General features: G+C 53.0%; 21 protein-coding genes. 8 read left to right on the top strand and 13 right to left on the bottom strand.

The genetic code is table 11. The annotated features are described in order from the left end of the window. Window positions 1-6 precede the first annotated feature (6 nt). The 5 genes from OGX96_RS01405 (at window position 7) to OGX96_RS01425 (ending at window position 3,743) form a co-directional block, all read left to right on the top strand. Complete coding sequence (locus tag OGX96_RS01405; RefSeq protein ID WP_008786106.1) at window positions 7-471, top strand: MarR family winged helix-turn-helix transcriptional regulator; 465 nt, start codon at window positions 7-9, stop codon at window positions 469-471. 6 nt (window positions 472-477) lie between these two features. Next, window positions 478-1,545, top strand: a complete 1,068-nt coding sequence (locus OGX96_RS01410) for an HlyD family secretion protein (RefSeq protein WP_198802639.1) — start codon at window positions 478-480, stop codon at window positions 1,543-1,545. Continuing rightward, window positions 1,535-2,599 carry a DUF2955 domain-containing protein gene (locus OGX96_RS01415; RefSeq protein ID WP_079934421.1) on the top strand — a complete coding sequence of 355 codons (1,065 nt, stop codon included), beginning with the start codon at window positions 1,535-1,537 and terminating at the stop codon, window positions 2,597-2,599. The genes OGX96_RS01410 and OGX96_RS01415 overlap by 11 nt, the downstream gene beginning before the upstream one ends. A gap of 275 nt (window positions 2,600-2,874) precedes the next feature. After that, the gene (locus OGX96_RS01420) at window positions 2,875-3,237 is read left to right on the top strand and encodes a tlde1 domain-containing protein (RefSeq protein ID WP_087857426.1); all 363 of its coding nucleotides are present in this window, start codon (window positions 2,875-2,877) and stop codon (window positions 3,235-3,237) included. Then, window positions 3,237-3,743 (top strand): hypothetical protein, encoded by a 507-nt coding sequence (locus OGX96_RS01425; RefSeq protein ID WP_198802641.1) that lies wholly within the window; start codon window positions 3,237-3,239, stop codon window positions 3,741-3,743. The genes OGX96_RS01420 and OGX96_RS01425 overlap by 1 nt, the downstream gene beginning before the upstream one ends. A 219-nt stretch (window positions 3,744-3,962) precedes the next feature. On the opposite strand, the gene symE is transcribed toward OGX96_RS01425, so the two are convergent. The 8 genes from symE to btsT form a co-directional block, all read right to left on the bottom strand. After that, complete coding sequence (gene symE, locus OGX96_RS01430; RefSeq protein ID WP_198802643.1) at window positions 3,963-4,307, bottom strand: endoribonuclease SymE; 345 nt, start codon at window positions 4,305-4,307, stop codon at window positions 3,963-3,965. A gap of 223 nt (window positions 4,308-4,530) precedes the next feature. Beyond that, complete coding sequence (locus OGX96_RS01435; protein ID WP_286582070.1) at window positions 4,531-7,797, bottom strand: type I restriction endonuclease subunit R; 3,267 nt, start codon at window positions 7,795-7,797, stop codon at window positions 4,531-4,533. 94 nt (window positions 7,798-7,891) lie between these two features. Next, entirely contained in the window at window positions 7,892-9,139 is a 1,248-nt protein-coding gene (locus OGX96_RS01440) for a restriction endonuclease subunit S (RefSeq protein ID WP_198802647.1), read from the bottom strand. Beyond that, a complete protein-coding gene (locus tag OGX96_RS01445; RefSeq protein ID WP_198802649.1) occupies window positions 9,129-10,748 on the bottom strand; it encodes a type I restriction-modification system subunit M in 1,620 nt (539 codons plus the stop codon). The genes OGX96_RS01440 and OGX96_RS01445 overlap by 11 nt, the downstream gene beginning before the upstream one ends. A gap of 63 nt (window positions 10,749-10,811) precedes the next feature. Further along, entirely contained in the window at window positions 10,812-11,978 is a 1,167-nt protein-coding gene (locus tag OGX96_RS01450; protein ID WP_198802651.1) for a restriction endonuclease, read from the bottom strand. Window positions 11,979-12,161: 183 nt separating this feature from the next. Next, window positions 12,162-13,118: a GTPase gene (gene yjiA, locus OGX96_RS01455; RefSeq protein WP_286582075.1), complete on the bottom strand. Its 957-nt coding sequence runs from the start codon at window positions 13,116-13,118 to the stop codon at window positions 12,162-12,164. A gap of 12 nt (window positions 13,119-13,130) precedes the next feature. Further along, on the bottom strand, window positions 13,131-13,325 hold the full coding sequence (locus tag OGX96_RS01460) for a YbdD/YjiX family protein (protein ID WP_003830038.1): 195 nt from the start codon (window positions 13,323-13,325) through the stop codon (window positions 13,131-13,133). A 50-nt stretch (window positions 13,326-13,375) separates the two neighbouring features. Then, window positions 13,376-15,526: a pyruvate/proton symporter BtsT gene (gene btsT, locus OGX96_RS01465; RefSeq protein ID WP_003830033.1), complete on the bottom strand. Its 2,151-nt coding sequence runs from the start codon at window positions 15,524-15,526 to the stop codon at window positions 13,376-13,378. A 364-nt stretch (window positions 15,527-15,890) separates the two neighbouring features. Between btsT and tsr the strand changes: the two genes are divergently transcribed. After that, entirely contained in the window at window positions 15,891-17,552 is a 1,662-nt protein-coding gene (gene tsr, locus OGX96_RS01470; RefSeq protein WP_008786110.1) for a methyl-accepting chemotaxis protein, read from the top strand. Window positions 17,553-17,881: 329 nt separating this feature from the next. Here tsr and OGX96_RS01475 read toward each other — a convergent pair whose 3' ends face one another. From OGX96_RS01475 to OGX96_RS01485, 3 genes are all read right to left on the bottom strand, one after another. Continuing rightward, a complete protein-coding gene (locus tag OGX96_RS01475) occupies window positions 17,882-18,397 on the bottom strand; it encodes a GNAT family N-acetyltransferase (protein WP_252430361.1) in 516 nt (171 codons plus the stop codon). A gap of 52 nt (window positions 18,398-18,449) precedes the next feature. After that, a complete protein-coding gene (locus tag OGX96_RS01480; RefSeq protein ID WP_003845612.1) occupies window positions 18,450-19,811 on the bottom strand; it encodes an MFS transporter in 1,362 nt (453 codons plus the stop codon). Window positions 19,812-20,024: 213 nt separating this feature from the next. Continuing rightward, window positions 20,025-20,939: a GntR family transcriptional regulator gene (locus tag OGX96_RS01485; RefSeq protein WP_279850927.1), complete on the bottom strand. Its 915-nt coding sequence runs from the start codon at window positions 20,937-20,939 to the stop codon at window positions 20,025-20,027. A 137-nt stretch (window positions 20,940-21,076) separates the two neighbouring features. Here OGX96_RS01485 and OGX96_RS01490 point away from each other — a divergent pair, with 137 nt between their 5' ends. After that, on the top strand, window positions 21,077-22,099 hold the full coding sequence (locus OGX96_RS01490) for a zinc-binding alcohol dehydrogenase family protein (RefSeq protein ID WP_032942306.1): 1,023 nt from the start codon (window positions 21,077-21,079) through the stop codon (window positions 22,097-22,099). Window positions 22,100-22,112: 13 nt separating this feature from the next. Further along, entirely contained in the window at window positions 22,113-23,558 is a 1,446-nt protein-coding gene (locus tag OGX96_RS01495) for a tagaturonate reductase (protein WP_286582083.1), read from the top strand. Between the two features lie 106 nt (window positions 23,559-23,664). Here OGX96_RS01495 and opgB read toward each other — a convergent pair whose 3' ends face one another. Continuing rightward, on the bottom strand, window positions 23,665-25,956 hold the full coding sequence (gene opgB / locus OGX96_RS01500) for a phosphatidylglycerol--membrane-oligosaccharide glycerophosphotransferase (protein ID WP_008786114.1): 2,292 nt from the start codon (window positions 25,954-25,956) through the stop codon (window positions 23,665-23,667). A gap of 230 nt (window positions 25,957-26,186) precedes the next feature. Beyond that, the gene (locus OGX96_RS01505) at window positions 26,187-26,678 is read right to left on the bottom strand and encodes a YjjA family protein (RefSeq protein ID WP_100271548.1); all 492 of its coding nucleotides are present in this window, start codon (window positions 26,676-26,678) and stop codon (window positions 26,187-26,189) included. Window positions 26,679-26,691 lie beyond the last annotated feature (13 nt).

Here is a 26,691-nt window from a genome sequence, read left to right on the forward strand (position 1 = left end):
AGTAAGATGACTGAAGATGAACTGTTTGCCCGCCGCCCGATGGGGATGCGCATGGCAATGGTGGTGCGCCAGTGGCGGGCCATTATTGATGCTGCCATCACCGATACTGGCCTGACGCAGTCCAGCTGGACGGTACTGATGCAACTGTATCAACTGGGAGACAACGTCTCAGTCAGTGAACTGGCACAAATGCAGGGCATCGAACTGCCGCCGCTGATGCGCACCCTCTCGCAGCTGGAAAAGCAGGGCTATCTGCTGCGCTCCACATCGCCCTATGACAAACGCATCCGCCTGCTGGCGCTGACCGCGCAAGGCCGCGCAAGGCTGGATGAACTCAACCGGGTGATAGAGACATACCAACATCGCGTCACCTGCACCATCCCTGAGGCGGAACTCGCTTCCTTCAGCGCCACGCTCAATCAAATCGCCTGCAATCTGCGGACAATCCGCGAAGAAGATAACAAGATCTAAAAAACTATGATGACCCCAGAACAAAAATTTGCCCGTTGGGTAAGGGTGAGTATTGCCGCTTTCCTGGTAATATTCGCCTGGTTTATCGTTGCCGATATCTGGATCCCGCTGACGCCGGACTCCACGGTGATGCGCGTGGTAACGCCTGTTTCCTCACGCGTTTCCGGCTACGTCTCGCAGGTGCATGTACACAATAATAGCCAGGTGAAGAAGGGCGATTTGCTGTACGAACTGGATCCGACGCCATTTATCAATAAGGTCGAGGCTGCGCAAATTGCCCTTGAGCAGGCGAAGCTGAGTAACCAACAACTGGATGCGCAGATCGTCTCTGCCCGCGCCAACCTGCGCACCGCGCAATTCAACGCCCGCAACGATAAGACCACCTTAGACCGCTATCAGCGCCTGAGCGCCATGCAGAACGTGTCGCAATCCGATCTCGACAAGGTGCGTACCGCCTGGCAAACCAGCGAGCAGTCGGTGGCGGCGCTGAATGCCAGTATTCAGAACCTGCTGATCCAGCGCGGAGAGCGCGATGACAAACGTAACGTAACGCTGCAAAAATATCGTAACACGCTGGAAGAGGCGCAGCTGAACCTCGGCTGGAGCAAAGTATATGCCCAGACCGACGGTATAGTGAGTAACCTTCAGCTTAGCCCCGGACTTTACGCCACCGCCGCCACGCCGCTACTGGCGCTGGTCAGTCATCAGACCGATATCGTGGCCGACTTTCGCGAGAAAAGCCTGCGCCACACTCGCGTGGATACCGATGCCGCCGTGGTGTTCGACGCCATGCCGGGCAAGGTTTTCTCTGCCCGCGTCACCAGCAGTGATGCCGGTATTCTGGCGGGCCAGGAACAGGTTAACGGCCAGCTGTCGCAGCCGGAACAGTCCACCCGCTGGGTGCGCGATGCCCAGCGTATGCGTATTCACGTAGCGCTGAACGAACCGCTCGACACGCCGTTACCGACCGGGGCGCGCGCCACGGTACAGCTGTATAACAGCGAGGGCGTGTTCGCTCGCACTTTTGCCGGGGCGCAGATCCACCTCGTTAGCTGGCTGCATTATGTCTATTAACACACTGGCCCACGTCTTTACGCCGCACGGGAATATTGTCTACACCGCCAATGATTTTCGCCAGACCCTGCGTATCTCCGTTGCCGGGACAATCGCGCTGAGTATTTCGACCTTCTACAACGTGCAGTACGGCGTGTTCTTTGTGGTTTATCCGCTGATGCTGCTGTCGCTGGTACCGGTATTCAACCGCCATGTGGCAACACAGTTCGTGTTCAGCGCGGCGGTGAACTGCGTTGAAATGGTGCTGATCGTCGGTTATCTTTCACAGTGGCCGCTGGTTATGACACTGGTGGTGTTCGGCCTGTATGTAATGCGTTTTCGTTTTATGAGCAAAGGACCGCTGTTTCTGCTCGGTTCGATGGGCGTGGTGTGCCAGAGTACGATGCTCAACTTTATGAGCTATCCCACCACCAACTGGCATACGCTGATGTTCTCCAATATGGAAGCCTGCGTCATGGCGGTGGCGCTGAGCGCGCTGCTGCATTATCTGATCCCGGACGTGGAACCCCGCCAGCCACCGCCGCGCATTGAGAAAGATGCCGCCCGGGTGCGCCATGAATCGCTGCTTTCCGGCACGGTGGCGACGATGATTTTTGTGGTCTTCCAGATCTGCGATTTGAGTGATTCGCTGTCGGCGCTGATGGCCGGCATTTTGATCCTGTTTCCGATGCACTACCGCGGCGCGGTGATCAGCTCGATTTGGCGCGTGGTCGGCGTGGTGCTGGCCTGCCTGTATATTCTGCTGGTGCAGCTGCTTATCTATGATTTCAGCAACCATATGCTGCTGATGATGCCGCTGATTGGCCTCGGGCTGGCGTTCAGTGCCCGCCTGCACGTAATGGAAAAAGTCGGGGCAGGCGTGGGGTTTGCCAGTATCACTACCATCGGCATTATGTTTGGCCAGAACCTGCACCCGGATCAGGACCTGGTATTCAGCGATCTGTACCGTATCACCTCCGTCACCGTCGCGCTGGTGGTAACGCTCACCATGGTATTTCTGGTGCACCGGGTTTTGAACTGCTTTGCCGCGACGCGGTTTGTTATTACCGAATGAGTGGGGGCAAGTGCCGGATGGCGGCTGCGCCTTATCCAGCCTACGGGAAAGTGCCATTTGTAGGCCCGGTAAGCGTAGCGCCACCGGGCGTTTTCAAATTGCCTGCTATTTCACCGTTCTCAAATTATTCAGAATACAATTTATTTGTTCGAGAAATAAAAATATATAAATTATAAATATTCTGAATTTTAATAATTGTGACCTTATAAATAAATATATTTTTACGATTAAATATGATGGGTGTGATTATTATATTTTAAAGGGTATAAATCCATATGACATGGGAATATAAAGTATCGACAGGTATACTGAGCCATAACGGTGAGTTAATTGCTTATTGCTACAGTGGTGCCGGTGAATCAAAGGATAAACCGAACTGTGAACACATACGTAACAAGGGCCCCATTCCTCGAGGTATTTATTTTATTGCAGGATGGAATAATCACAAAAGCCCCTCCGCTATCATCCTTGAACCTATTGCAGGGACCAATACTTTTGGCAGAGATCATTTCGAAATTCATGGCGATAAAAAAGGGCAGCCACCGGGAACGGCATCTGCAGGGTGTATCATTATGAATGGACAAGATAAGCGCCAAACCATTTACGATTCGGGTGATACAATTTTGGTGGTAAGATAATGAAATTTATTATTATCTTCTTTCTATTTATGCTTTCGGGTGCCTCCTGCGCTGCAGAGCATACTGCACCTCAGCTTCTGCAGATGATAAATGAAAAAGGAGCAAATGCTGTTGTACACACACTTTATCATGACAATGAATCAGAATGGTGGAACCATATCATTCCTGAAATTAGCAAAGGTAATAATGGCTGGTTAACGGTGGCAAGTGCTTTGGAACCTGGAGTTGATGCCAGTACTGCGGAAGATTTGCAGGGGGCGGTATCTGAAGCCATTCCACATAATCCAGCCGGTGTTCTGGCTATTCTCAACGATAAGAGACCATTGTTGACTATTGAGCAGATATGTGCATTTTCCTCTTTCCCTGAGTCAGAAGACGAAATGAATAAGCTATTTGTTAACTCCATCAGGGAAATGTATAAGATCAAAACGGCAGAAGGGAAACGGTGTATTGCGGTCATGATAAATACTGTCGAAAATTCTGTTCCATTTAATAAGGCAATGTAAATGGCGAGACCTGAGTTATCGCTTAAAGGCTTGAACAAACGGCTCCTCAGAAACTGTGGGGCTGATGACAAATCAGCGCCTGATGGCGCTTCGCTTATCAGGCCTACATGAGATCTACACAACGTGTTGATATTACAATACATGTAGTCCGGGTAAGACGTAGCCACCACCCGGCACAAACGCGAATCTATACTTTAGCGCCGTCTGGCATCTGAGAATTTATCCCTGCTTGCGCGGCTTCGCCGAAATCACGTTGATAAACTCCTGCACCTGCTGTTGCTTACGCGCGGACAGCTTGCACACCCGACGCAGCGACTGCAATAACGCGGGTTCTTCCGGCTCCGGCAGCTTTGTCGTCAGCACAATGCAGCCAGGCATCACTTTGACATCGAATTTGCAGCCAGTGGTAAAACCGGCGGCTTCCAGCCACTGGCCTTTCATAATAATTGCCGGAACATGCGTGTAATCCGGATAACGACTCGCATAAGTGACGGTACCCAGACGATTATTTGTTGGGGAGACTTCTGGATCGGTGAATTCTGCAATAGAATGCGGGGTAGTCATGGTCTCTATTCCTTTTCAATAGGGATTGTGATTAGCGAGGCGCTCGTGTTGCAGCACGGGCGTCTTGCGAAAAATAACACCTGTAAATCTAACCAGTAAATAAAAATAAAGCCAGCTAAAAATAGACAATAATAAACGCGTAACTGGAAATATAAATACGGGAATTAAATCGAAGGGAAATATAAAGTAGGCCGGATAAGCAAAGCGCCATCCGGCCATAAAATTAGTGCAGTGTAGTTATATGGTGCTGCTTAAAATTCTCCGCCTGCGACAGCACGCCCATATACACATCATCATTCGCCACCGGCGGGAACTTGTGTTTGTGCAGCAGTAGGATCAGCTCCACCTTCAGCTTCGCCTTAATATCATCACGCTTGCTCCAGTCCGGATACTTCGAGGTGTTATCGACCACCGCCTTCATCTCTTTCGCCAGCGCCAGCATCTTGTCTTCTTCATAGGTGAACTGATACTTATCGCGCATATGCGCCAGGATGTCGTAAAAGGCTTTCTCTTCGATATCAATCCCCATCTCGGCATAGGTGCCCATCTCGGTTTTAATATCGTAGATAATATCGGTCATCTCCTGGCTAAAGGTATCAAACTCTTCGCCGTTGAGGACGTCATCTTCCCGGCGCTCGTTATATTTATCCATAATCGACTGGAAACGACGGGTGAAGTTGATCCCCTGAAGCTGGTTGATCTGTTTAAAATCGCTGATGGCTTTTTCCAGCAGCTTTTGCAGCAACTGGATTTTAGTGGCCGGCAGTTTGATCTTATTAATGCGCGCCAGATAATCGTCGTCGAAAATATCGATCGACTCCGCTTTCTTATCGCCCAGGAAAAACAGCTCTTCCACGCCGTCGGCTTTCAGCGCTTCGGCGATCATCTCGCGCACGCGGGCGTTCATCTGCGTGACGTCCGGCGCGTCGCCTTTGGTCAGTTTGAAGACGATAGAGCGCACGGCAATATAAAAATGGATATGGTCGCGCTCGGCCTGCGACAGCGCCTCGCTGCCGCAGCAGACGTCATAGGCCGCTTTCAGCCGCTTCACCAGCCCCATAAAGCGGCGTTCCAGCTTCTGGGTGCGCATGACAAATTCTGCCGCGAAGTTCAGGCAGGCCAGCTGCGCCTGCGGCTCGCCGCTGAAATAGGCGCGGCTGTCGAATTCATGGAAAACTTCAGCCAGTAGCGCGAGATGGTTTTTCACCTCGATCACCGACTGCTGAATATCTTCAAAGTTGGTGGCGTCGATGCGCGAATACATCGCCAGCGCCTGGTTCATCTGGCGTTTAATGCCGATATAGTCGACGACTAACCCTTTGCTTTTGCCTTCCAGCTTGCGGTTAACGCGGGAGATGGTCTGGATCAGGTTATGCTTTTGCAGCGGCTTATCGATATAAATGGTGTCCAGCTCCGGCACGTCAAAACCGGTCAGCCACATGTCCACCACGATGGCGATTTTGAAATTCGACTTCGCGTTTTTGAACTGTTTATCCAGCTCTTTGCGGTACTCTTTACTGCCCAGCAGCTCGTACAGTTTCGCGTCATCGTCTTTACCGCGCGTCATCACCATCTTGACCATTTCGGACGGCGGCAGCTCTTTCTCCTCCTGCTCAGTCAGCTCAACCCCATCCGGAGCCTGCTTAACCTCAAACCACGCGGGACGAAAGTCTTTCAACTGACGGTAGAAATCCCAGGCAATCTCGCGGCTGGCGCAGACAAACATCGCTTTGCCTTTCACCGTTGAGCCTTCGGCGACACGTTTTTCATAGTGCTGCGCAAAGTCTTCTGCCAGCGCTTTCAGGCGATCTTCATCGCCAAGAATGGCGTTCATGGTGGCGCTGGCTTTTTTGCTCTCGTCGATTTGCCACTCGTTGGTACCGGCGTCGGCGCACTCTGCGTAGTACTTTTCCACCTCTTCCAGCTTGCGGGCATCAAGGATCACTTTCGCGGCGCGGCCTTCGTAGACGATGCGCACGGTGATCTCATCCTGCACGGATTCGGTCATGGTGTAGCTGTCGATGATGTTGCCAAAGACTTCCATCGTGGCGTCGATAGGCGTGCCGGTAAAACCGACGTAGGTGGCCTGCGGCAGCGAGTCGTGCAGATATTTGGCGAAACCGTAGGTTTTGCGCACCCTGCCGCTTTCTTTATCGACGATCACTTTCTGATCGAGGTTGACCTGGCTGCGGTGCGCTTCATCGGAAATACAGATGATATTGCTGCGCCCGGAGAGCAGTTCAGTGTCTTCGGTAAATTTATGGATAGTGGTCAGGAAGACGCCGCCGCTGTTGCGACCGGCCAGCTTCTCCCGCAGATCGTCGCGGCTGGTGACGGGCACCACGGTGTCGTCACCGATATAGTTTTTGGCATTGCACATCTGCGCCGAGAGCTGATCGTCCAGATCGGTGCGATCGGTGATCAGCACGATCGTCGGGCTGGCGAACTCGACGCTTTTCATCAGCAGACGGGTTAAGAACTGCATGGTGTAGCTCTTGCCGCAGCCGGTCGCGCCAAAGTAGGTGCCGCCCTTGCCGTCGCCGAAAGGTTTACGCGCCCGTTCGATGCTGTAGTACAGCTTGCGCGCCGCATAGTACTGCGGGTAGCGGCAGCAGATTTTTACTTCGTGTTTGGCTTTATCCGGGAAGCAGATAAAGTTTTTGATCACGTCCAGCAAGCGGACCGGGTGAAACAGCCCCTGAATCATCGAGTGCAGGGAAGGGATGCCGTCCTGCTCGCGGTTTTCATTGCCGGTGACTTTGCGCCAGGAGTAGAAATATTCGTACGGCGCAAACAGGTTGCCCATGCGGTTATTGACGCCGTCGCTGATAATGCACAGCGCGTTATAGACAAACAGCTGCGGAATATCGCGGCGATAGCGGGTGCAGAGCTGTTTATACGCATCGCCAATATTGGCTTCCTGCTCGCGCACCGCGCTTTTAAATTCAAACACCACTAACGGCAGGCCGTTGATATACAGGATGGCATCCGGAATACGCGGCTGGTTTTCTTTACCGGTGATGGTCATCTGATTGACGATTTTTACCCGGTTCAGCGGCTGGGTAAGATGATAACTTGCCGGCGTTTCTGCGGCCTGTCGCAGCGGAACCTCTTCGGTATTGAACAGTTCACGCAGCGCGGCGGGCAGGTGCCGGGTGTCGAGCAGTTCGATATAGAGATCTTTCTGCTGGCGATCGTCGCGTTTAAACAGGAAACCGTTGGCCAGCCAGGCGCAGAAGGTTTTATTGCTTTCATAGAGATCGGAGGCGGGCAGGGTGGTGAACTGTTTGATCAGCCGCTGGATCTCTTCTTCGGTGATGCCGTCGGCCTGATAGCGCGCGGCGAGATAGTGACGAAGATCGTCTTCGATAATCACCTGATCGAGGCTGGAACGCGGCACATTATCGCCGATCAGGTGCTGATAGCCCTGATCCTGTAACAGTTCAATTATCGCCTGTTCTAACTTCGCTTCACTGAATGAGAGATGCATATCTCGCTCCGGCCCTGGCTGGTTTTCTGGTAAGGGTTCCTGTAACAGAGAAAACCTTAACAGAAAGCCCCTGATTTTTCAGGGGCAAAATGCGTTATGCGGGTTCGGTTTGGTCGATTAAATCTGGCAGATCCTCCAGGGAGAGCTCGCCGGAGATGAGCTTGGGGAGCAGGGTGTCTCGGAGGGCGGTTAGGTTTTGGATTTGTTTTTGGAATTCGTGAACTCGCTTATGTAAAGGCATAGAAAATAATTCAAATTTTTCAATTAAAATTTTAGGTGGAAGCAAGTAATCCAGGTTGTGAATATGATTACGGTTTAATGTTGGAACAGCTGAGCCGCCATTAAATGAAGAGAAATCTATCATTTTAAGTAACTCATATCCGTAACATGGTGTGGCATGCTTTAGTTCTTTCACCCACAACGTTGTATTCAGAGGCCAAAAGTCTTCAAGAATTAGGAAAACATTACCTAATACACCAGAGCGGCCAGTAACAATCCCTGGGGCTTTCACCATTGCGATGTCATGTGTGCCATTATAGCCACTAGCAGCTATTATTGGGTGTAAGCCGATATTTCTTTGGGTAGAAGGAAGATCAAATCCTCTTTGTAAAATAAGTAAGTCCTGAAGTTTTCCGACTTCCCAACCTTTTGGTACCCAGCCCAACTCTGTTTCTTCAAATTCAGCCGGGAACAGTGCACGAATATCCGCCGGAAGTGGTTTGAAATCTGCACTATTGCGTACTTTTTGACGCAGTTCGGTGCGAGATTGCAGTGCTTCCGGGATTGGGTTTCCCGCATCCAGCGCGTTATCAATCACCGGGTCGAAATCCACAAACCAGGATTTGAACAGGGTTTGAGACATTTGTTCTAGGGTTTGGTTTATGGATGTATTTATTACTATTTTTTTATCGAGATTTCTTAATTTTTCTATTATTGAGTCTTGCACTTCTGGCAAAGGTGCTACTACTTCAATATTCGATAGATCATTTATGGTTATTTGACTTTGAGCAGAACCGCTATCAAGATAACGTAATGTATTTTGTTTAAATAGATAATAAAAATATTCTTTTCTTATTATTTTGTCATCCAAATCTATCTTAATTGATAAATTTGTTAAATAACAATCTTGATTTGCTATTTTTACATCACCAGTTCCGCCGACTCCTCGAGCGACAACAATTAAATCACCAACTGATAGGTTTTTCTCCGGGTAGCTATCAGTATATTTATACCCGGAAAAAACGACATATTTACCTAAGCCAATAAGTTCTTTTTTTGGCATTTTACCATAAGAAAAAGTTGCTATATCACCTAGACGATATTTTATCCACTTACTCCCCATAACCCAGCGCCTCCAGGTTCTGGCGAATCGCTTTATCCAGTTCTTCCGCCTGCTTCATCTGCGCAAACAACGTCTGCGACAACTCGCGCATTTTGGTTTCAAACGCCACGCCGTCGTCTTCCTGCTCGGCGGCACCGACGTAGCGGCCCGGGGTCAGCACGTAGTCGTTAGCTTTCATCTCTGCAATAGTCGCGACCTTGCAGAACCCTGCCAGGTCTTCGTATTGCGCCAGCTTGCTGTCGCCGCGCTTCACGCGCTCGGCCAGCTCTTCCGGCGTGCTGCGCCAGGCGTGGTAGGTATCGGCGATGGTGGCGATATCGTCCGCCGTCAGCTCTTTGGTGGTGCGGTTCATCATGGTGCCGAGATTACGCGCATCGATAAACAGCGTCTCGCCCTGACGGTTGCGATAGCCCTTGGCCGGATCGGCTGCCTTTGATTTGGTCATAAACCACAGGCATACCGGGATCTGCGTGGTGTAGAACAGTTGGCCGGGCAGGGCGATCATGCAGTCGATCAGATCGTTTTCGATCATCTGCGCGCGGATCTCGCCTTCGCCGCTGGTGTTGGAACTCATCGAGCCGTTCGCCAGCACAAAACCGGCGGTGCCGTTGGCCGACAGCTTGGAGAGCATATGCAGAATCCAGCCGTAGTTGGCGTTACCGGTCGGCGGCGTACGGTAACCGGCAAAGCGCGGGTCTTTGGTCAGCTCGGCGTCGTTGCGCCAGTCTTTCAGGTTAAACGGCGGGTTGGCCAGAATATAGTCGGCTTTCAGGTCCGGGTGCTGATCGCTGAAGAAGGTGTCCGCCGGGCGTTCGCCAAGGTTGGCGGAAAGGCCACGAATGGCAAGGTTCATCTTCGCCAGCTTGTAGGTGGTGGCCGTCAGCTCCTGGCCGTACAGGGCGATATCACGGCTTTTCCCCTGATGGCTTTCGACAAACTTCACCGACTGCACAAACATCCCCGCCGAACCACAGCACGGGTCATAAATTTTGCCCTGGAACGGTTCCAGCATTTCGGTCAGCAGCGTGACCACGCATTTTGGCGTATAGAACTCGCCGCCGCCTTTACCTTCGGTAGCAGCAAATTTGCCGAGGAAGTATTCGTACACGCGGCCGACCAGGTCTTCTTTCGACAGCGCTTCGACGTCGGTTTCGTGGGCCAGCGTTTCGATGTTATCAATGGTGTCGATAAGCGACGCCAGTTTCTTGGTTTCCAGGTTCTGACGGCTGAAGTAGTTGTCCGGCAGCGCGCCTTTCAGCGACGGGTTGCGCTTCTCAATGGTGGAGAGCGCGGTATCAATGCGCACGGCAATATCATCCTGCTTGGCGTGCTGTTTGATGAACGACCAGCGCGCCTCTTCCGGCAGATAGAAGATGTTGTCCTGCTGATAGAAGACTTCCATTTCGAGGAAATCACCCTGGCCTTCATCTTTCATCTTCTGACGGCGGGCTTCAAACTTATCGCTGATAAATTTGAGGAACACGAGGCTCAACACCACGTGTTTGTACTCGGAGGATTCTACGCTGCCGCGAAGCTGGTTCGCGGTATCCCATAATGTGTCTTCAAAGCCTTTCTTTGCTTTGGCTTTTTTCGTTGGTGCTTTGGCCATGATGAACTCAATCAGGAAAAATTTGGGAGCTATTGTAACGGTAAAAGCGGTGAAGTTCGCCCTTTAGTCGATTTCCAGTTCGTCGAACAACTGCAAATCCACATCCAGCAGCTCAACCGCATTGCTGCGTCGAATGCCGACGTTATTTTCAATCAACAGCTCCAGCAGGCGATCGCCGTCGATTAACGTAATCGGCGCGGCACCCGGAAACAACGCTGCTTCCGCGCATTTGGCAGCAAATTTCCCGGTAGTGATCAGCGTGCCGCGAATGGCTTTGTGATAGGGCAGAGCGCCGCGCAGCTGATCGATATACGGACGGGTAATGGTATTTTGCATCCGCTTCACCTGTACGACTTCGGTGATGGTGGTGATGCCCACCTGAACCTGACCAATCACGTCCACGCCTTTATCGCCGGAGGCTTTGGTCACTTCAACCTGCTCGTAGCCCATCGCTTCCAGCAATTGCCCAACCAGATGCTCAAACTTGTACGGATTCATGGTGCTGATTTGCTCGCGCAGCAGTTCTTTTTGCTGTTCGTTATAGCGCTTCACGGCGTCCAAAAGTTCTTTACGCGGATCGCTTTTTCGGGCCGGCAGCGCTTTGCCAAGCCAGGCTCGCCCGGCATCGGTGATGCGATAGCTCATACCTTCGCGGTTAACCATTTCGCGGTCGATCAGGTTATACAGGCGAGAGTAGAGCGTGCTCTTAACGGAACTGGCAGAAGCGAATTTAGAGTGTTGGTGCAAAAAGGCTTGCCATTCGGGAAGTAAATCCGCGCGACGCGACATTTCCCGACCAGCCAGCAGTTCCAGCAGTTGCAGGTTGCCTTCCTGATCGTCAAGCGAACGCAATGTCTTTTCGTCATCATGCAGAAATTGTTGTCCACGAGGAGTGGGTTGCCAGGCATCATCTGGCGTGCTTTTCATCAGGTCAAACTGAGGATAGTTGAGGAACAAATAGCAGCCGTAGCTGTGGCGTGGGTTCAGAATATGGTTATCGGTATCCCAGATACGGCGGGCGATTTCGGCATCTTCACCTGATAAGCGCTCGCTGATCCACAGATCCGGTTCGGACCAATCAACGGGTTGTTGCGGGGTTCCTGTTTGCTCGTGAATGGCGGTAATCATATCCCGCACGGCTTTCAGGGAATAGCCTGAAACGGCTTTCATCATCGCTTTTACCTGGGCGTAGGTTGGAAAAAGCGGGGTAATCACTTTGTAATTTTTCACGTTGGTCCCTTAACGAGTGCAATGGCAATAGCTTGCCATACCAGATGAAAAATTCCATGGGATGAATCACTTATCGGAATGAAAACTGCCCATGCCGGATGGCGGCTGCGCCTTATCCGGCCTACAAGGAGCAGGATTTCCAGGCCCGGTAAGCGTAGCACCACCGGGCAATTCAGCAGGGGATTACTTCTTCAATCCCGCAAACGCTGCTCTAATCTCATCTTCCGGCAGGTTAATGCCGATAAACACCAGCAGGCTGTGTGGTTGTTCGTCGCCCCACGGGCGGTCCCAGTCGGCGCTGTAAAGGCGCTGGACGCCCTGGAACAGCAGTCGGTTCGGCTCGCCTTCAATCCACAGCATGCCTTTGTAGCGCAGTAGCTTCTCGGCGGATTCCAGCAGCAGGTTTTCCATCACTCGCGACACGTCGCTGATGTTGACCGGGTAATCCAGCTCGACGACGATCGAGGAGATATCGTTTTGTTTGTCGGCAATAAAGTGGAAGCGCGGTTTGGCGCTGACCACGTTCTCTTCCAGCATAAAACCGTTGGTGTCGAACAGCAGGGAGAGGTCGATGTCGCCATGCGTGACGGTATACACCGGGGCGCGGGCGTTGATGCGCGCCAGGCGTTCACGAAGCTTTTCGCTTTCACCTGCGACGTCGGTTTTGGTCAGCAGGATGCGGTCGGCATAGCCTACCTGCGACTGGGCGATGGTGAACTGATTCATCTGATCGTCGGCATGTACCGCGTCAACCAGCGCAATTACGCCGTCCAGCAGGTAGCGTTCGCAAATCACTTCATGGGAGAAAAAGGTCTGAATGATCGGGCCGGGGTCGGCCATGCCGGTGCACTCGATCACCAGACGGTCGAAATTGATGGCGCCTTTGTCGAGGTTGTCGAGCAGATCTAACAATGCGTCTTCCAGTTCACTGGAGCGGGTACAGCAAATACAGCCGTTGGTCAGGGTTTTGATCTGCGTGGCGCGATCGCCAATCAGCTGATCGTCCACCGAGACTTCGCCGAATTCGTTTTCGATAACGGCAATCTTGTAACCGTGCTGCTCGTTGAGAATATGGCGCAGCAGGGTGGTTTTACCCGCGCCAAGAAAACCGGTGAGTAGGGTAACTGCAATCGGGGTCATTCACTTCTCCTTCTAACAGCAACTGCTTCCGCCGCTACCGTAGCGGGCTTCCTGGCGCTCGCGGAAGAATTCTTCGTAGGTCATGTACGGCTTATCGGGATGGTTGGTCTTCATGTGCTCGACATAGTTGTCGTAGTCCGGAATGCCAATCAGCATCTTCGCCGCCTGACCGAGATATTTTTTAGCTTGCCCTAAAGTACCAAACATAAACAATCCTGATAAGCGAAAAGCCCCGCCGGAGCGGGGCTGAATACATCTTAGTGATGTGAAGAGGTCTTCACGCCGCCTTCCGGCACCGGCACATACGGTGTCTCTTTATCAGAGCGACCGTTGATGGCGCGGGCTTTCTGCCAGGTACGGAACCCGTAGAAAATGATGCTGTACACCACCACCAGGAACAGAATACTAAGACCTGCGTTGGTGTAGTTGTTGACGACGATGTGGTTCATGTTGGCAATCTGCTGAGCGGTCAGTTCGCCGCCGTTAGCAATCTTCTCTTTGTACTGATTCGCCATGAAGAAGAAGCCTTCCATCTGCGGGTTGGTGCTGAACAGTTTCAGACCCAGCGCCCAGGTGGTGCAGATAAGCAGCCATACAGCCGGAACAACGGTAACCCAGATGTATTTGGTGCGCTGCATTTTAACCAGTACCACGGTGCCGAGAACCAGTGCCACGGCAGCCAGCATCTGGTTAGAGATACCGAACAGCGGCCACAGGCTCTTAACGCCGCCCAGCGGGTCAACAACGCCTTGATACAGCAGGTAACCCCACAGGCCTACGCAGCCCGCAGTACCGATGATACCCGCAACCAGGGAGTCGGTTTTCTTCAGGAACGGCACGAAGTTACCCAGCAAATCCTGCAGCATAAAGCGGCCAGAACGGGTACCGGCATCCAGTGCGGTCAGGATGAACAGCGCTTCGAACAGAATACCGAAGTGGTACCAGAAGCCCATATCAGCCATCGGCAGCACTTTGTGGAACACGTGAGCGATACCAACAGCCAGCGTCGGTGCGCCACCTGCGCGGTTCAGAACGGACGGTTCACCGATGTCTTTCGCGGTTTGCAGGATCTGCTCAGGCGAAATGACGAAGCCCCAGGAGCTGACAGTCGCTGCCGCATGTGCGGTGACGTCTTTCAACTGCGCCATAATCAGCGGTGCGTTTTCGCCGCTCATTTCATGCAGGTTCGGCATGGTGATGCCAAGGCCCGCAGGCGGAGTGTTCATCGCGAAGTACAGACCTGGTTCGATGATAGACGCGGCAACCAGCGCCATAATTGCGACGAAGGATTCCATCAGCATTGCGCCGTAACCGATAAAGCGCGCGTCGGTTTCACAGGCCAGCAGCTTCGGTGTGGTACCGGAAGCAATCAGCGCGTGGAAGCCAGATACCGCACCACACGCGATGGTGATGAACAGGAACGGGAACAGAGCGCCTTTCCACAGCGGGCCAGTACCATCAACGTACTGCGTCATTGCCGGCATTTTCAGTTCCGGGTTGAGGATAACAATCCCCACCGCCAGACCGACGATAACGCCGATTTTCAGGAAGGTAGCCAGATAGTCGCGCGGGGCGAGGATCAGCCATACCGGCAGCAGCGCAGAGATAAATGCGTAGCCGATCAGGGTAAAGGTAATGGTGGTGTCTTTAAAGGTCAGCGCCGGGCCCCAGTACGGGTCGTGCGCAATCACGCCGCCGAAGTAGATAGAGGCAACCAGCAGCACAATACCAATCACCGACACTTCGCCCACGCGTCCCGGTCGCAGGAATCGCATATAGATCCCCATGAACAACGCGATAGGTACGGTTGAGCAGACGGTGAACACACCCCACGGGCTTTCTGCCAGCGCTTTCACCACGATCAACGCCAGTACTGCGAGGATGATGATCATGATTAAGAAGCAGCCGAACAGCGCAATGGTTCCCGGTATTGGGCCCATCTCTTCTTTGATCATCTCACCCAGAGATGCACCGTTACGGCGGGAAGAGATAAACAGCACCATGAAGTCCTGCACTGCACCGGCCAGCACGACGCCTGCCAGCAGCCACAGTGTACCAGGCAGGTAGCCCATCTGAGCAGCCAGTACCGGCCCAACCAGCGGACCAGCACCTGCGATAGCGGCAAAGTGGTGACCAAACAAGACGTTACGGTTGGTTGGAACGTAGTTCAGACCGTCATTATTGATGACCGCCGGCGTGGCACGCGTTGGGTCAAGTTTCATCACCTTTTGGGCGATGTAAAGGCTGTAGTAACGATAGGCCACCAGATAAACAGAAACTGAGGCGACCACGATCCACAGGGCACTAATGTGTTCACCCCGACGTAATGCCACTACCGAGAGGCAGAATGCACCGATGATTCCGAGAATCACCCAGGGTATGTGCTTGAATATCTTTTTCGTATCCATAGTAAAACCTGGTATCTAATTAATAATTGGCCGAAGCCGCGTGGGTTTGATCTTGTGTTTGAGGAGGTAAATTGACTGCTATGTTGGAGGGATCTTGCCAGAGAATTACGCGCGTAAAGTAAGGTAAATAAGTGAGCGGTTGTATGTCAGCTTAAGCGGTCCCAAGTGTCAGTGAGCGGTAAACTGCGGGGGGAACGGGGAAATTTATGTGATTGAGATCACTAATAAACCCGCTTAGCGCTTTGGCAGACGGCGTGGATCGACGAATCGTCGATGCTGAGATCGATTCAACTAGCACAAATTTCATAAAGTTTTCCCTTTCCAGGCCGAAAATTCTGACATCTGTCTAGCGGAAAGAGAAAACATGTTAAAACGAATGAAGATTGTTACCAGCTTACTGCTGGTATTGGCGCTATTTGGCCTTTTACAGCTCGCCTCGGGCGGCTTGTTTTTTAACTCACTTAAGAATGACAAAGAGAACTTTACCGTTCTGCAAACCATTCGCCAGCAACAGTCTGCGCTGAACGCCACCTGGGTTGAGCTGCTGCAAACGCGTAACACCCTGAACCGGGCAGGCATTCGCTACATGATGGATCAGAGCAATATTGGCAGCGGCGCGACCGTTGCCGAACTGATGCAGGTAGCCAGCACGGCGCTGAAGCTGACGGAAAAAAACTGGGCGATTTACGAATCGCTCCCGCGCGATCCGCGTCAAAGCGAAGCCGCTTTCCAGGAGATCAATCGCACCTATGACATCTATCACGGTGCGCTGGCGGAGCTGATCCAGTTACTGGGTGACGGGAAGATCAACGCGTTCTTTGATCAACCGACACAGAGCTATCAGGATGGTTTTGAGAAGCAATATATCAACTACATGCAGCAGAACGATCGCCTGTATGACATCGCGGTGGCAGATAACAACAGCTCTTACAGCCAGGCGATGTGGGTGCTGGTTTGTGTGCTGATTACCGTACTGGCGGCGATTATTGCGGTGTGGTTTGGTATCAAGCTGACCCTTATCTCCCCAATGAACCGTCTGATTGACAGCATTCGTCATATCGCCAGCGGTGACCTGGTGAAACGTATTGAAGTGGAAGGTTCCAACGAGATTGGACAGCTGGCGGAAAGCCTGCGCCATATGCAGGGTGAGCTGATGAATACCGTGGGTGACGTGCGTAACGGTGCCAACGCGATTTACAGTGGGGCCAGCGAGATTGCGATGGGCAATAACGATCTCTCCTCGCGTACCGAACAGCAGGCTGCATCTCTGGAAGAAACCGCAGCCAGCATGGAACAACTGACGGCGACCGTGAAGCAGAACGCCGAAAACGCGCGTCAGGCCAGCCATTTGGCGCTGAGTGCTTCTGAAACCGCGCAGAAAGGCGGCAAAGTGGTGGATAACGTGGTGCAAACCATGCGTGATATCGCGTCCAGTTCGCAGAAAATCGCCGACATTATCAGCGTCATCGACGGCATTGCCTTCCAGACTAACATTCTGGCACTCAACGCCGCGGTAGAAGCAGCACGTGCAGGCGAGCAGGGCCGTGGATTTGCGGTGGTTGCGGGTGAAGTGCGTAACCTGGCCCAGCGTAGTGCGCAGGCCGCGCGCGAGATTAAGAGCCTGATTGAAGACTCGGTCAGCCGCGTGGATGTTGGTTCAACGCTGGTAGAAAGCGCCGGTGAAACCATGGATGAGATCGTCAATGCGGTAACCCGCGTGACCGATATCATGGGTGAAATCGCCTCTGCTTCTGATGAACAGAGCCGCGGTATTGACCAGGTGGGTCTGGCCGTTGCCGAGATGGATCGCGTGACGCAGCAGAACGCCTCGCTGGTGGAAGAATCCGCTGCCGCCGCTGCGGCGCTGGAAGAGCAGGCCAGCCGCCTGACTCAGGCCGTTGCCGTGTTCCGTATTCAGCATGACCAACAGCGCGCGCGTGACGTTGCGGCCGCTAAACCGGTTTCAACGGTCCAGCCGCGCAAAGCCGCGGTAACGGATGCCGGGGATAACTGGGAAACGTTCTAAGCCTGTGATGCCGGATGGCGCTATCGCTTATCCGGCCTACGGGAAAGTTACGTGGTTGCCGGATGGCGCTGCCGCTTATCCGGCCTACGGGGAAAGATACGTGGTTGCCGGATGGCGCTATCGCTTATCCGGCCTACGGGGAAAGATACGTGGTTGCCGAATGGTGCTGTCGCTTATCCGGCCTACGGGAAAGTTACGTGGTTGCCGGATGGCGCTGCCGCTTATCCGGCCTACGGGGAAAGATACGTGGTTGCCGGATGGCGCTGCCGCTTATCAGGCTTACCGGAAATGTTACGTAGGCCCGATAAGGCGTAGCCGCCATCGGGCAATTAGCGCAACATCAGGTGCATGGCGCAGCGCGATTCAAATGCCAGTCCGTGCGCCGCTTCCTCTTCTCTTTTCTGGCGCAACTTTGCAGGCAGCGTCTCGTCAGCCAGCATTTCAAATCCCAGTCGCGCGTACCATGGCGCATTCCACGGCACATCGCGGAAGGTGGTCAGCGTGAGCGACGTATAACCTTTCGCGTGCGCCTGTTCGGCAACATACTCAATCAATCTGCGGCCAATTCCTTTTCCCTGCCACTCCAGATGCAGCGACAGTTCAGCAATAAACAGCGATGACCCCAGCGTTTCGGCAACCAAAAAACCGACCGGAAGCGCATCGACCTGCGCCAGCCAGCTCATGCCAGCGGCGGCAAAAGCCCGATGCTGAGCAGCGGATAACATCTGGTCTTCAGCAATCCACGCCAGTTCGGGGATGCGTAAAAAACGTTGTCCCGCAGATCGTTCGATGGCGGGAAGAGCGGCAGTGTCTGCCAGAGTAGTAGCGCGCAAGGTGATGTTCATACGAGGAGCATAACATGCCCGATAAACGCGGTGTTATCGGGCATCTGGAGGATTAATCTTTACGCGGATCGCTGATGGGTTGGCGAACCAGGAAGATGTAGGCGAGGGCACCCACCATGGTGACGCAGCCGCAGATGATCAACGCCAGGCGGAAAGAGTTGGTGGTATCAACAATAAAACCGGTGACGATCGGTGCGAACGACGCGCAGATAAAGCTGGCAAAGTTCTGGATACTGCCCACGGAAGCTGTCATACGTGAGGCGACGGCGACGTGGATCAGACCCCAGCACGAGGTACCTGCGAAGTGGATACAGAACAGCGCCATACCGATCAGTAACACGGCGGCCATTGACGTTGTGGCCTGTGGCACGACGAAGGTGAAGGCCGCGGAGCAGAACATCCCGGCGATAATACAAATCTTACGGCTCTTAATCGGCGCCATACCGCCTTTCACCAGCCAGTCGGTGACAAAACCGTTAATCAGCATGCCGGCTGCGCCAAACAGGAATGGGATCGCCGCCATTAATCCGGTGCTTTTTAAATCCAGGTTGTAGGAGGTTTGCAGGTAGCCCGGCAGCCAGGCCAGGTATAACCATGCAGTGTAGTTGATGCCGCTAAAGCCCAGCATCATGCCCCACATGGTACGGTTGCGGAACAGGCTGCGCCATTCGGCAAAGCTCAGCGGATCGCGGCGGGCATTGACGCTACCGGCGTTCAGGTACGCTTGTTCCGTGGCGCTCAGCTCAATTTGCTCGCGGTTGCGATACAGCATGTACCAGCCGATGGCGAGGAAAATACCCAGCACGCCAATGGTGATGAACATCCAGCGCCAGCCCATTACCAGCATCATGGCAGCCAGAATCGGCGGGCTAATGGCAACCCCGATGGTGGAGGCGGCGTTGAATAATCCCATCGGGCGGCCGCGCTCTTTGATGTTAAACCAGTCGTTGATGACCTTTACGCCGCACGGGTTCATTGGCGCTTCGCCGATCCCCATTCCGATACGCACCAACACAAACTGGGTGAAGCTGTGCACCATGCCGGACATCGCCTGAAACAGCGACCAGAAGAACATCCCCAGTCCCAGCATAATGCGCGGACCTTTGCGGTCCAGCAGCGGACCGCAGGGCAGTTGCGCAATACCGTAAGCGAGAGAGAATACCGACAGCAGCACGCCGATTTGCGTGGCGCTCAGCCCCAGTTCTTCACGAATCGTTAAGTTGGCGACAGACAGTGAACTGCGGTCGAGGTAATTAATCACCGCAGCAAAAAATAATAAAATCATTGCTGTGGTCTGGATACGTTTAATTCGGCTACTGCGTTGCACCATGCCCTCAGGCGGAACATTAATATCCGCAGATGACGACGTGCCAAACGAAGAACTTGGGTCGAGGGTAATATTATTTTTTTCCACGCCGGACTCCTGAACCTCAATAATTTATTTTTCACACAGCAGGACTGTGCAGTATTGAAAAAATACCAGTGATGAATCAATTTGCTCATCACCGCTCACAAAAGTTTTTAATGCAGTCGACTTAGCGTGAGCATAGGCAAGAGGTATTTTTCAGGCGTTTTTATTTTTATAAAATCGTGCTCCCGGTAATGATTTGCTGTTTTTTATCGGTACTTAATGAGCGACGTTACAACCCTGGTTGATGGAGCGAATCATCGATTGTTTGGCTGAATTCAAATGGTTACAGAGCGCGAGGGTGGCATCCAGGTCGCTGCGACATATCAGCGCGCTGAGGATGGTCATATGCTCATCAATGGCAATGATGTTACGCTGCTTGAGGTCGCTCTCATCCCACTGATAGTGGAAGTGGAAAATCACGGAGATGATTTCAAGTGATTGATTAAAAAATACATTATCGGCAGCAGAGAGTAGCAAAGCATGGAACTCACGATCTAACTGCGAGAACATGCGAAAGCTGCTGCCGATGCTGTCGCGCAGGATCCGATGGCGCTCCAGCAGCGTTTTAGCCTGCAACCAACGCGGGTCATCATCGGGCAGATTGAGGAAATGCTGCAGAGAATGCGTTTCCAGCATCTCTCTGAGTTCAAACAGCTGTTCAGCATAGGCCTGATCGAATTGCTTCATGCTCCACTGACCGCGTTTTTCGTTTTTAATCAGGTTGTAACGCTCGAATTTTAAAAGATATTCCCGCACTACCACCGGGCTGACGCCTGCGGCTCTGGCAAGCTGCAGTTCGGAGAAGCTCTCGCCTGCACGCAGCTGTCGCTGGTTGATCATGGTGAAAAACGCCTGTTCAAAAATCCGGTTTTGCTCGGTCATGGAGGCGGTGGTGCAGGCAAAACCATCGTCATGATCGGGTTTTCGCATGATGACATAGTGGCTGCCGACCTGGGTCAGAACGCCGCACTCGCCTAAGTGGCTCAGCATATGGCGCACGGTGGTGCGGCTGATGTTGTACATCTCCGCCAGTGCGCTTTGTGAGGGGAGTGGGGAAGGGATATGACCACGCGCCATATCATCGATTATCTGGTTAATCACATTGTGGCGTAAGTTCTGCGAACGGCTCATGGTTTCTCCTTTTTATCTATTAAAACCCGATTTAAAACATTTTTATGCGCTGGAATTCACAGATTGTGTTTCTGCTTTCTCCGTCCTTTTTATTTTCGTTGATATCTGAGGCAACAAAAAAACAGGAGAGCAGAATCATGTCTACGATGAATACGTTGATTTGCCAGGAACCTAAAAAATTAGTCTGGAAAGAGCGCGAAATACCTATTCCGGGTGAGGGTGAAGCATTAATTAAAATTAAATCGGTAGGAATTTGTGGTACCGATATTCATGCCTGGGGTGGCAATCAACCTTTTTTCAGCTACCCGCGTGTATTAGGGCATGAAATATGTGGGGAAATTGTCGGTCTGGGTAAGAATATACAGAATCTGAAAAATGGTCAGCAGGTGGCGGTTATTCCTTACGTGGCCTGCCAGCAGTGTCCGGCATGCCTGAGCGGGCGCACCAACTGCTGCGAGAAGATTTCAGTGATTGGCGTGCACCAGGATGGCGGATTCAGTGAATATCTGTCCGTTCCGGTGACCAATTTGCTGGATGCGCAGGGGATTGACCCGCAGGCGGCGGCGCTGATTGAGCCTTACGCTATCAGCGCTCATGCGGTACGCCGGGCGGCGGTGGCTCCGGGTGAGCAGGTGCTGGTGGTCGGCGCGGGTCCGATTGGTCTGGGGGCGGCAGCGATTGCCAAAGCCGATGGCGCACAGGTGGTGGTCGCCGATACCAGTCCAGCACGCCGGGAGCACGTGTCTTCCCGGTTGGGACTCCCGGTTATCGACCCATCCGCTGAAGATTTTGATGCGCAGCTGCGCGCTCAGTTTGGCGGTTCGTTGGCGCAAAAGGTTATTGATGCCACGGGGAATCAGCATGCGATGAACAACACGGTGAATTTGATTCGTCATGGCGGCAGCATCGTTTTCGTTGGGCTGTTCAAAGGCGATTTACAGTTCTCTGACCCTGAGTTCCACAAGAAAGAGACCACCATGATGGGCAGTCGCAACGCCACGCCGGAAGATTTCGCCAAAGTGGGCCGTCTGATGTCGGAAGGCAAACTTACCGCCGACATGATGCTCACGCACCGTTACGCGTTTGCCACACTGGCAGAAATCTACGAACGGGATGTGATTAACAACCGTGAGCTGATTAAAGGCGTGATCACGTTCTGAGAGGAGAAATGCGATGAAGACATTGAATCGACGTGATTTTCCGGGGGCCTGCTACCCAACGCGCGTGATCCAGTTTGGTGAAGGTAACTTCCTGCGGGCGTTTGTTGACTGGCAACTGGATATCCTCAACGAGCAAACCGATCTGAACGCTGGCGTGACCATCATTCGCCCGATCAATACCGATTTTCCGCCGTCGCTGAATACCCAGGACGGGCTGTATACCACGCTTATTCGCGGGCTAAACGAGCAGGGTGAGGCAGTGAGTGAGGCTCGGCTTATCCGCTCGGTGAATAACGAAATCAACCCGTATCAGGATTTCGCGGCGTATCTGGCGCTGGCGCACAATGCGGACATCCGTTTTGTGCTTTCGAATACCACCGAAGCCGGAATTAGCTATCACGCAGCGGACCGTGTGGATGATGCGCCGCCGGTGAGTTTTCCGGCCAAGCTGACACGCCTGCTGCTGGAGCGTTTTAACCACTTTGCGGGCGCGGTGGATAAGGGCTGGGTAATTATCCCATGCGAGCTTATCGACTATAACGGTGAGGCGCTCAAAACCCTGGTGCTGCGCTATGCGCAGGAGTGGCAGCTTCCTCCGGCATTTGCCGACTGGGTGGAGACGGCAAACACGTTCTGTTCCACGCTGGTCGACCGCATTGTCACCGGCTACCCGCGCGAAGAAGCCGCTACGCTGGAGGCTACGCTTGGCTATCACGATGCGTTTCTCGATACCGCGGAGCATTTTTACCTGTTTGTGATCCAGGGGCCGCAGTGGCTGGCAGAGGAGCTGAAGCTGGCGCAGTGTCCACTGAATATCCGTGTGGTGAGCGATATCAAACCGTACAAAGAGCGCAAGGTCGCTATCCTCAATGGTGCGCATACGGCTCTGGTGCCGGTCGCGTGGCTGTGCGGGCTGGAGACCGTTGGCGAGGCGATGCAGGATGCTGATGTCCGCCGCTTTGTCGAGCGGGCGATTAGTGAGGAGATTATTCCGGTGTTGGATCTCCCAGCGGACGAATTGCGTGAATTTGCCGATGCGGTGAGCGGGCGTTTTCAGAACCCCTACATTCGCCACCAGTTGCTTTCCATTGCGCTTAACGGGATGACCAAATTCCGCACCCGAATTTTGCCGCAGCTGCTGGCGGGTCAGCACAATGGGCGCTGGCCCGTGCGGTTAACGTTTGCCCTCGCTGCGCTGCTGGCGTTTTATCGTGCAGAGCGCGATGGGGAACGCTATCCGATACAGGATGATGAGCAGTGGGTAAGCCTGTATGCCAGCCTGTGGCCGCGAGTTGGCAATGATTTAACGCTGCGTGAACTGGTGGATGCCGTGCTCGGCGATGCGGCGCACTGGGGAGAGGATTTGACGTTGTTACCTGGGCTCGCCGGGCAGGTGACGGCCAATCTGGAGATGATTCTGGTGCAGGGTATGCGCCAGGCGGTGAACGGTCTGGAATAAGGTTGCCATGCAGCGCCCGGTGTGGTGTTGGGCGCTGTTTTTTTTTCAGACAATACATTCGGTTCACGATAGGCCTGATAAGCAAAGCGCTATCAGGCCTTTCATGTTACGAACCCTGAGCCACTACTTTGATTTCAACCATCCCGATCCCCAGCTTACGCGGTGAGTGACCGAGAATATTGCCCTCGTTGGTGGCGACCGGATCGGGTGGAACAATTACCAGCGTATCGGCATCCGCCGGGTTATCAAAATGTAAGGTGGTGGTGCTGACGTCATGGCCTAACACCAGCGTCTGCTCCTCGTTGCCAACGCGCACGGGGATCGGACGATTGGCATTGTCACCGAAGGCTTTCGCGGTAATGACCAGATCGAATTTCTTTGGTAGCGGGGCTTTGTACTCAATCGTTACTTCTTCGCTGAGCTGCGCATTGGACCAGCGTCCCCAGGATTCGGGGCGTGAAATGCCGCTAAACTGTTTGACTTCTTCCGGCGCGCCCGCCACGTTGAAAACGAAGCTATCTGCTTTGTAGCGAATGTCGTTATCGACAATTTTCAGCGTATCGACGTTACCTTTATAGCGCTCCATGTCGATCACCGTGTCTTTAAATACGGTTTTACTTTTCCACTTGGCTTTATCGACGTGCTGTACGATTTGCTGTCCGCCCAGCTGCCCCTGTGATACGCACCAATCGGTAGAGAGTGCCAGCTCCGGCGCCCACAGTTGCGCCATTTTGTAGCAGCGATCGACCCAGACGAAGTTATCGCGTGGGGCGAAATCTGCCAGCTGGAAGCGCAGCGGGGCCGAGTATTCGCTTTCCGGCAGCGGCTCGACGCGTTTGTCCGATACGCGCAGCAGCAGCGGCAGGCGGAAATGACTGCCGGAGAAAGAGATCATATTTTTGTCCTGGTCGACGGTGAACTCTTTCATCTCTTTCGGGAAATTCCACAGGCGAATGATATCGGGCTTCCACGCCAGCATTTTTTCTTTGATGTTCAGGAACACTTCCGAGACGGATTCGCTCGACAAGCTGCTGCGGCCAAGGCCGATAAAGTTATCGCCGCCGAGAATATCCAGTACCGTTGCGCCGTTATCCATCGTGTTACGCTTTACCGCCAGCGTGTCCTGTTGCGGTTGATCGCCGCGCAGTACGAAGAACAGGTTGTTGCGGTCCTGCTTGTTCAGATACTTCCATGCGGTGTTGTTCATCGCCAGATGATCGGAAGACACCACGATAACGGTATCTTTAAACCACGGCGATGCTTTGATTTTATTGATAAATTCGGCAATATTTTCCTGGCTGCAGCTGACCGCGCTGAACGATTGGTTGGCCTTCCCGTCGATGTCATAACGTTTACGGTTGCAGCTACGGGAGATAAATCCATCCGGATGATGGGTATCCACGGTCAGGGTAAACAGTGAAAAACGCTGGCCCGAGCGCGAAAGCTCTTCGAATTTTTTCCACGCTTCGTCCAGCACGGTATCGTCGTAGAAGCCCCAGTCGTTACGATAGGTCGGGTCCGCCACCACGCTTTTTAACTCTTCCGCACCATACAGATGGTCAAAGCCGTGAGATTTCAGGAACACGTCTTTGCCAGCAAAGCGCAGGTTGGCACCCTGCACAAAGTAGTTCTGATAGCCGGAGTTTTTCAGGATATCGCCCAGACAAATATTGTTAGGGAAGAAACTTGAAACCGACGCAGAGGCGTTGCCTTCAAACGGCGCAAACAGCGGAATACCGCACTGGGAGGCGACCATGCCCGCGATGGTGTAATCCGTACCCGGCAGCTGCATGGTGTTGCTGAAATCCAGACCTTCGTTTTTCAACGCGCCGAGTTCCGGGGTCAGATCCGGGAACGCGTCGTTATTAAAATAGGTGCGTTCGAGGCTCTCACCGTAGATATACACCAGGTTCAGCTTCGGATTGGGAATGGTTTTCGATGGCTCTTTATAATACGTCGGGAAATCCGGGTCGCCATCGCGTGACTGCGACTTCACCAGTTCGGTTATCTGGTGAAACGCCGGGCTGGCGTCAACGGAGGCCAGCGCCAGCAGCAGGGCCAGCAGACTGTAACCCACATGATGTGGATGATGGCGACGGCGGCGTAGGATCCAGCCGAGAGCGACAAAAACGGTAGTCAGCGCCAGCGCGATCCCAACGCCCGGCAGGATATATTTGCCGATGCCTGCGCCGGTCAGGCTGTTGGTCAGCGTATAGAGAACCGCGTCATTGATCCCGTCGCCGGTGAAATAGTCACTGGCATAAAGCGTGATATTCAAGACAATAAAAATCCCCAGCACCGTTAACGTGGCGGCAAACCACCAGGTGTTGCGACCCGCTTTCCAGGCATAAATCAGCACTGAAGCGAGAAACAGAGTGATGGAGATTAATTCTGACAACGGTCGATCCTCAGTAAACCGGGCAATTGCCTGGCAGGCTAATCATTTGGTGAGAGAACAATGTAATAGCGTTGTTACATTGCTGCAATTGTAGTGACATTAAATTACGTTGTTATTCAGAATTGGTTTAGATATGCGCGTTTTTGTGGAGAAATACTGTTTATTTGGAATGTGAATGTATTGTCGAAAATAAATAGATGCCGCGCAGGTTATACGCGGCATGTCGTGCGTCAGGAAATGAAGTTCATGCCCTGTTTTAACACCAGATCGCAAGCCTTGGTTTTTACCTGCTGTGCCAGTGAGCTGTTACCGATCGTGCTCAGGTTCAGCTGTTGACCATCTTTGGCGTTGAGCAGACCCTGAATACCGTCCATATAGTTGGTATCTTGTTTCTGCTCAGGCGCGCTGAGTCCCAGTTTATCCAGTACCTGGTTTTTGACGTTTTGCGCGTCGGTGACCGAAGCCAGCTTCTGTTTCGCGCAATATTCAAGGATCCCGGCTGCGTTATTCATGCTGCTGGAGGTCAAAGACTGATTGCTGCCATTCAGCAGGCTGGTCAGGGAAGAGAGAGACGAGCTGCTTTGCGAGCCGGAGCTTTGTTTGCTCAGCTCACTGGCCGCGCTGGAGAGCGAATCCTGCCAGGAGGCGGCGAAAACGCTGGTAGATATGAGCGTGCTGGCGGCAAGCGCACAGCACAGCAGACGTTTGGTAGTTTTCATCATTATATGCAACTCG

Source organism: Citrobacter sp. Cpo100, assembly GCF_030332595.1.
GTDB lineage: Bacteria > Pseudomonadota > Gammaproteobacteria > Enterobacterales > Enterobacteriaceae > Citrobacter > Citrobacter portucalensis.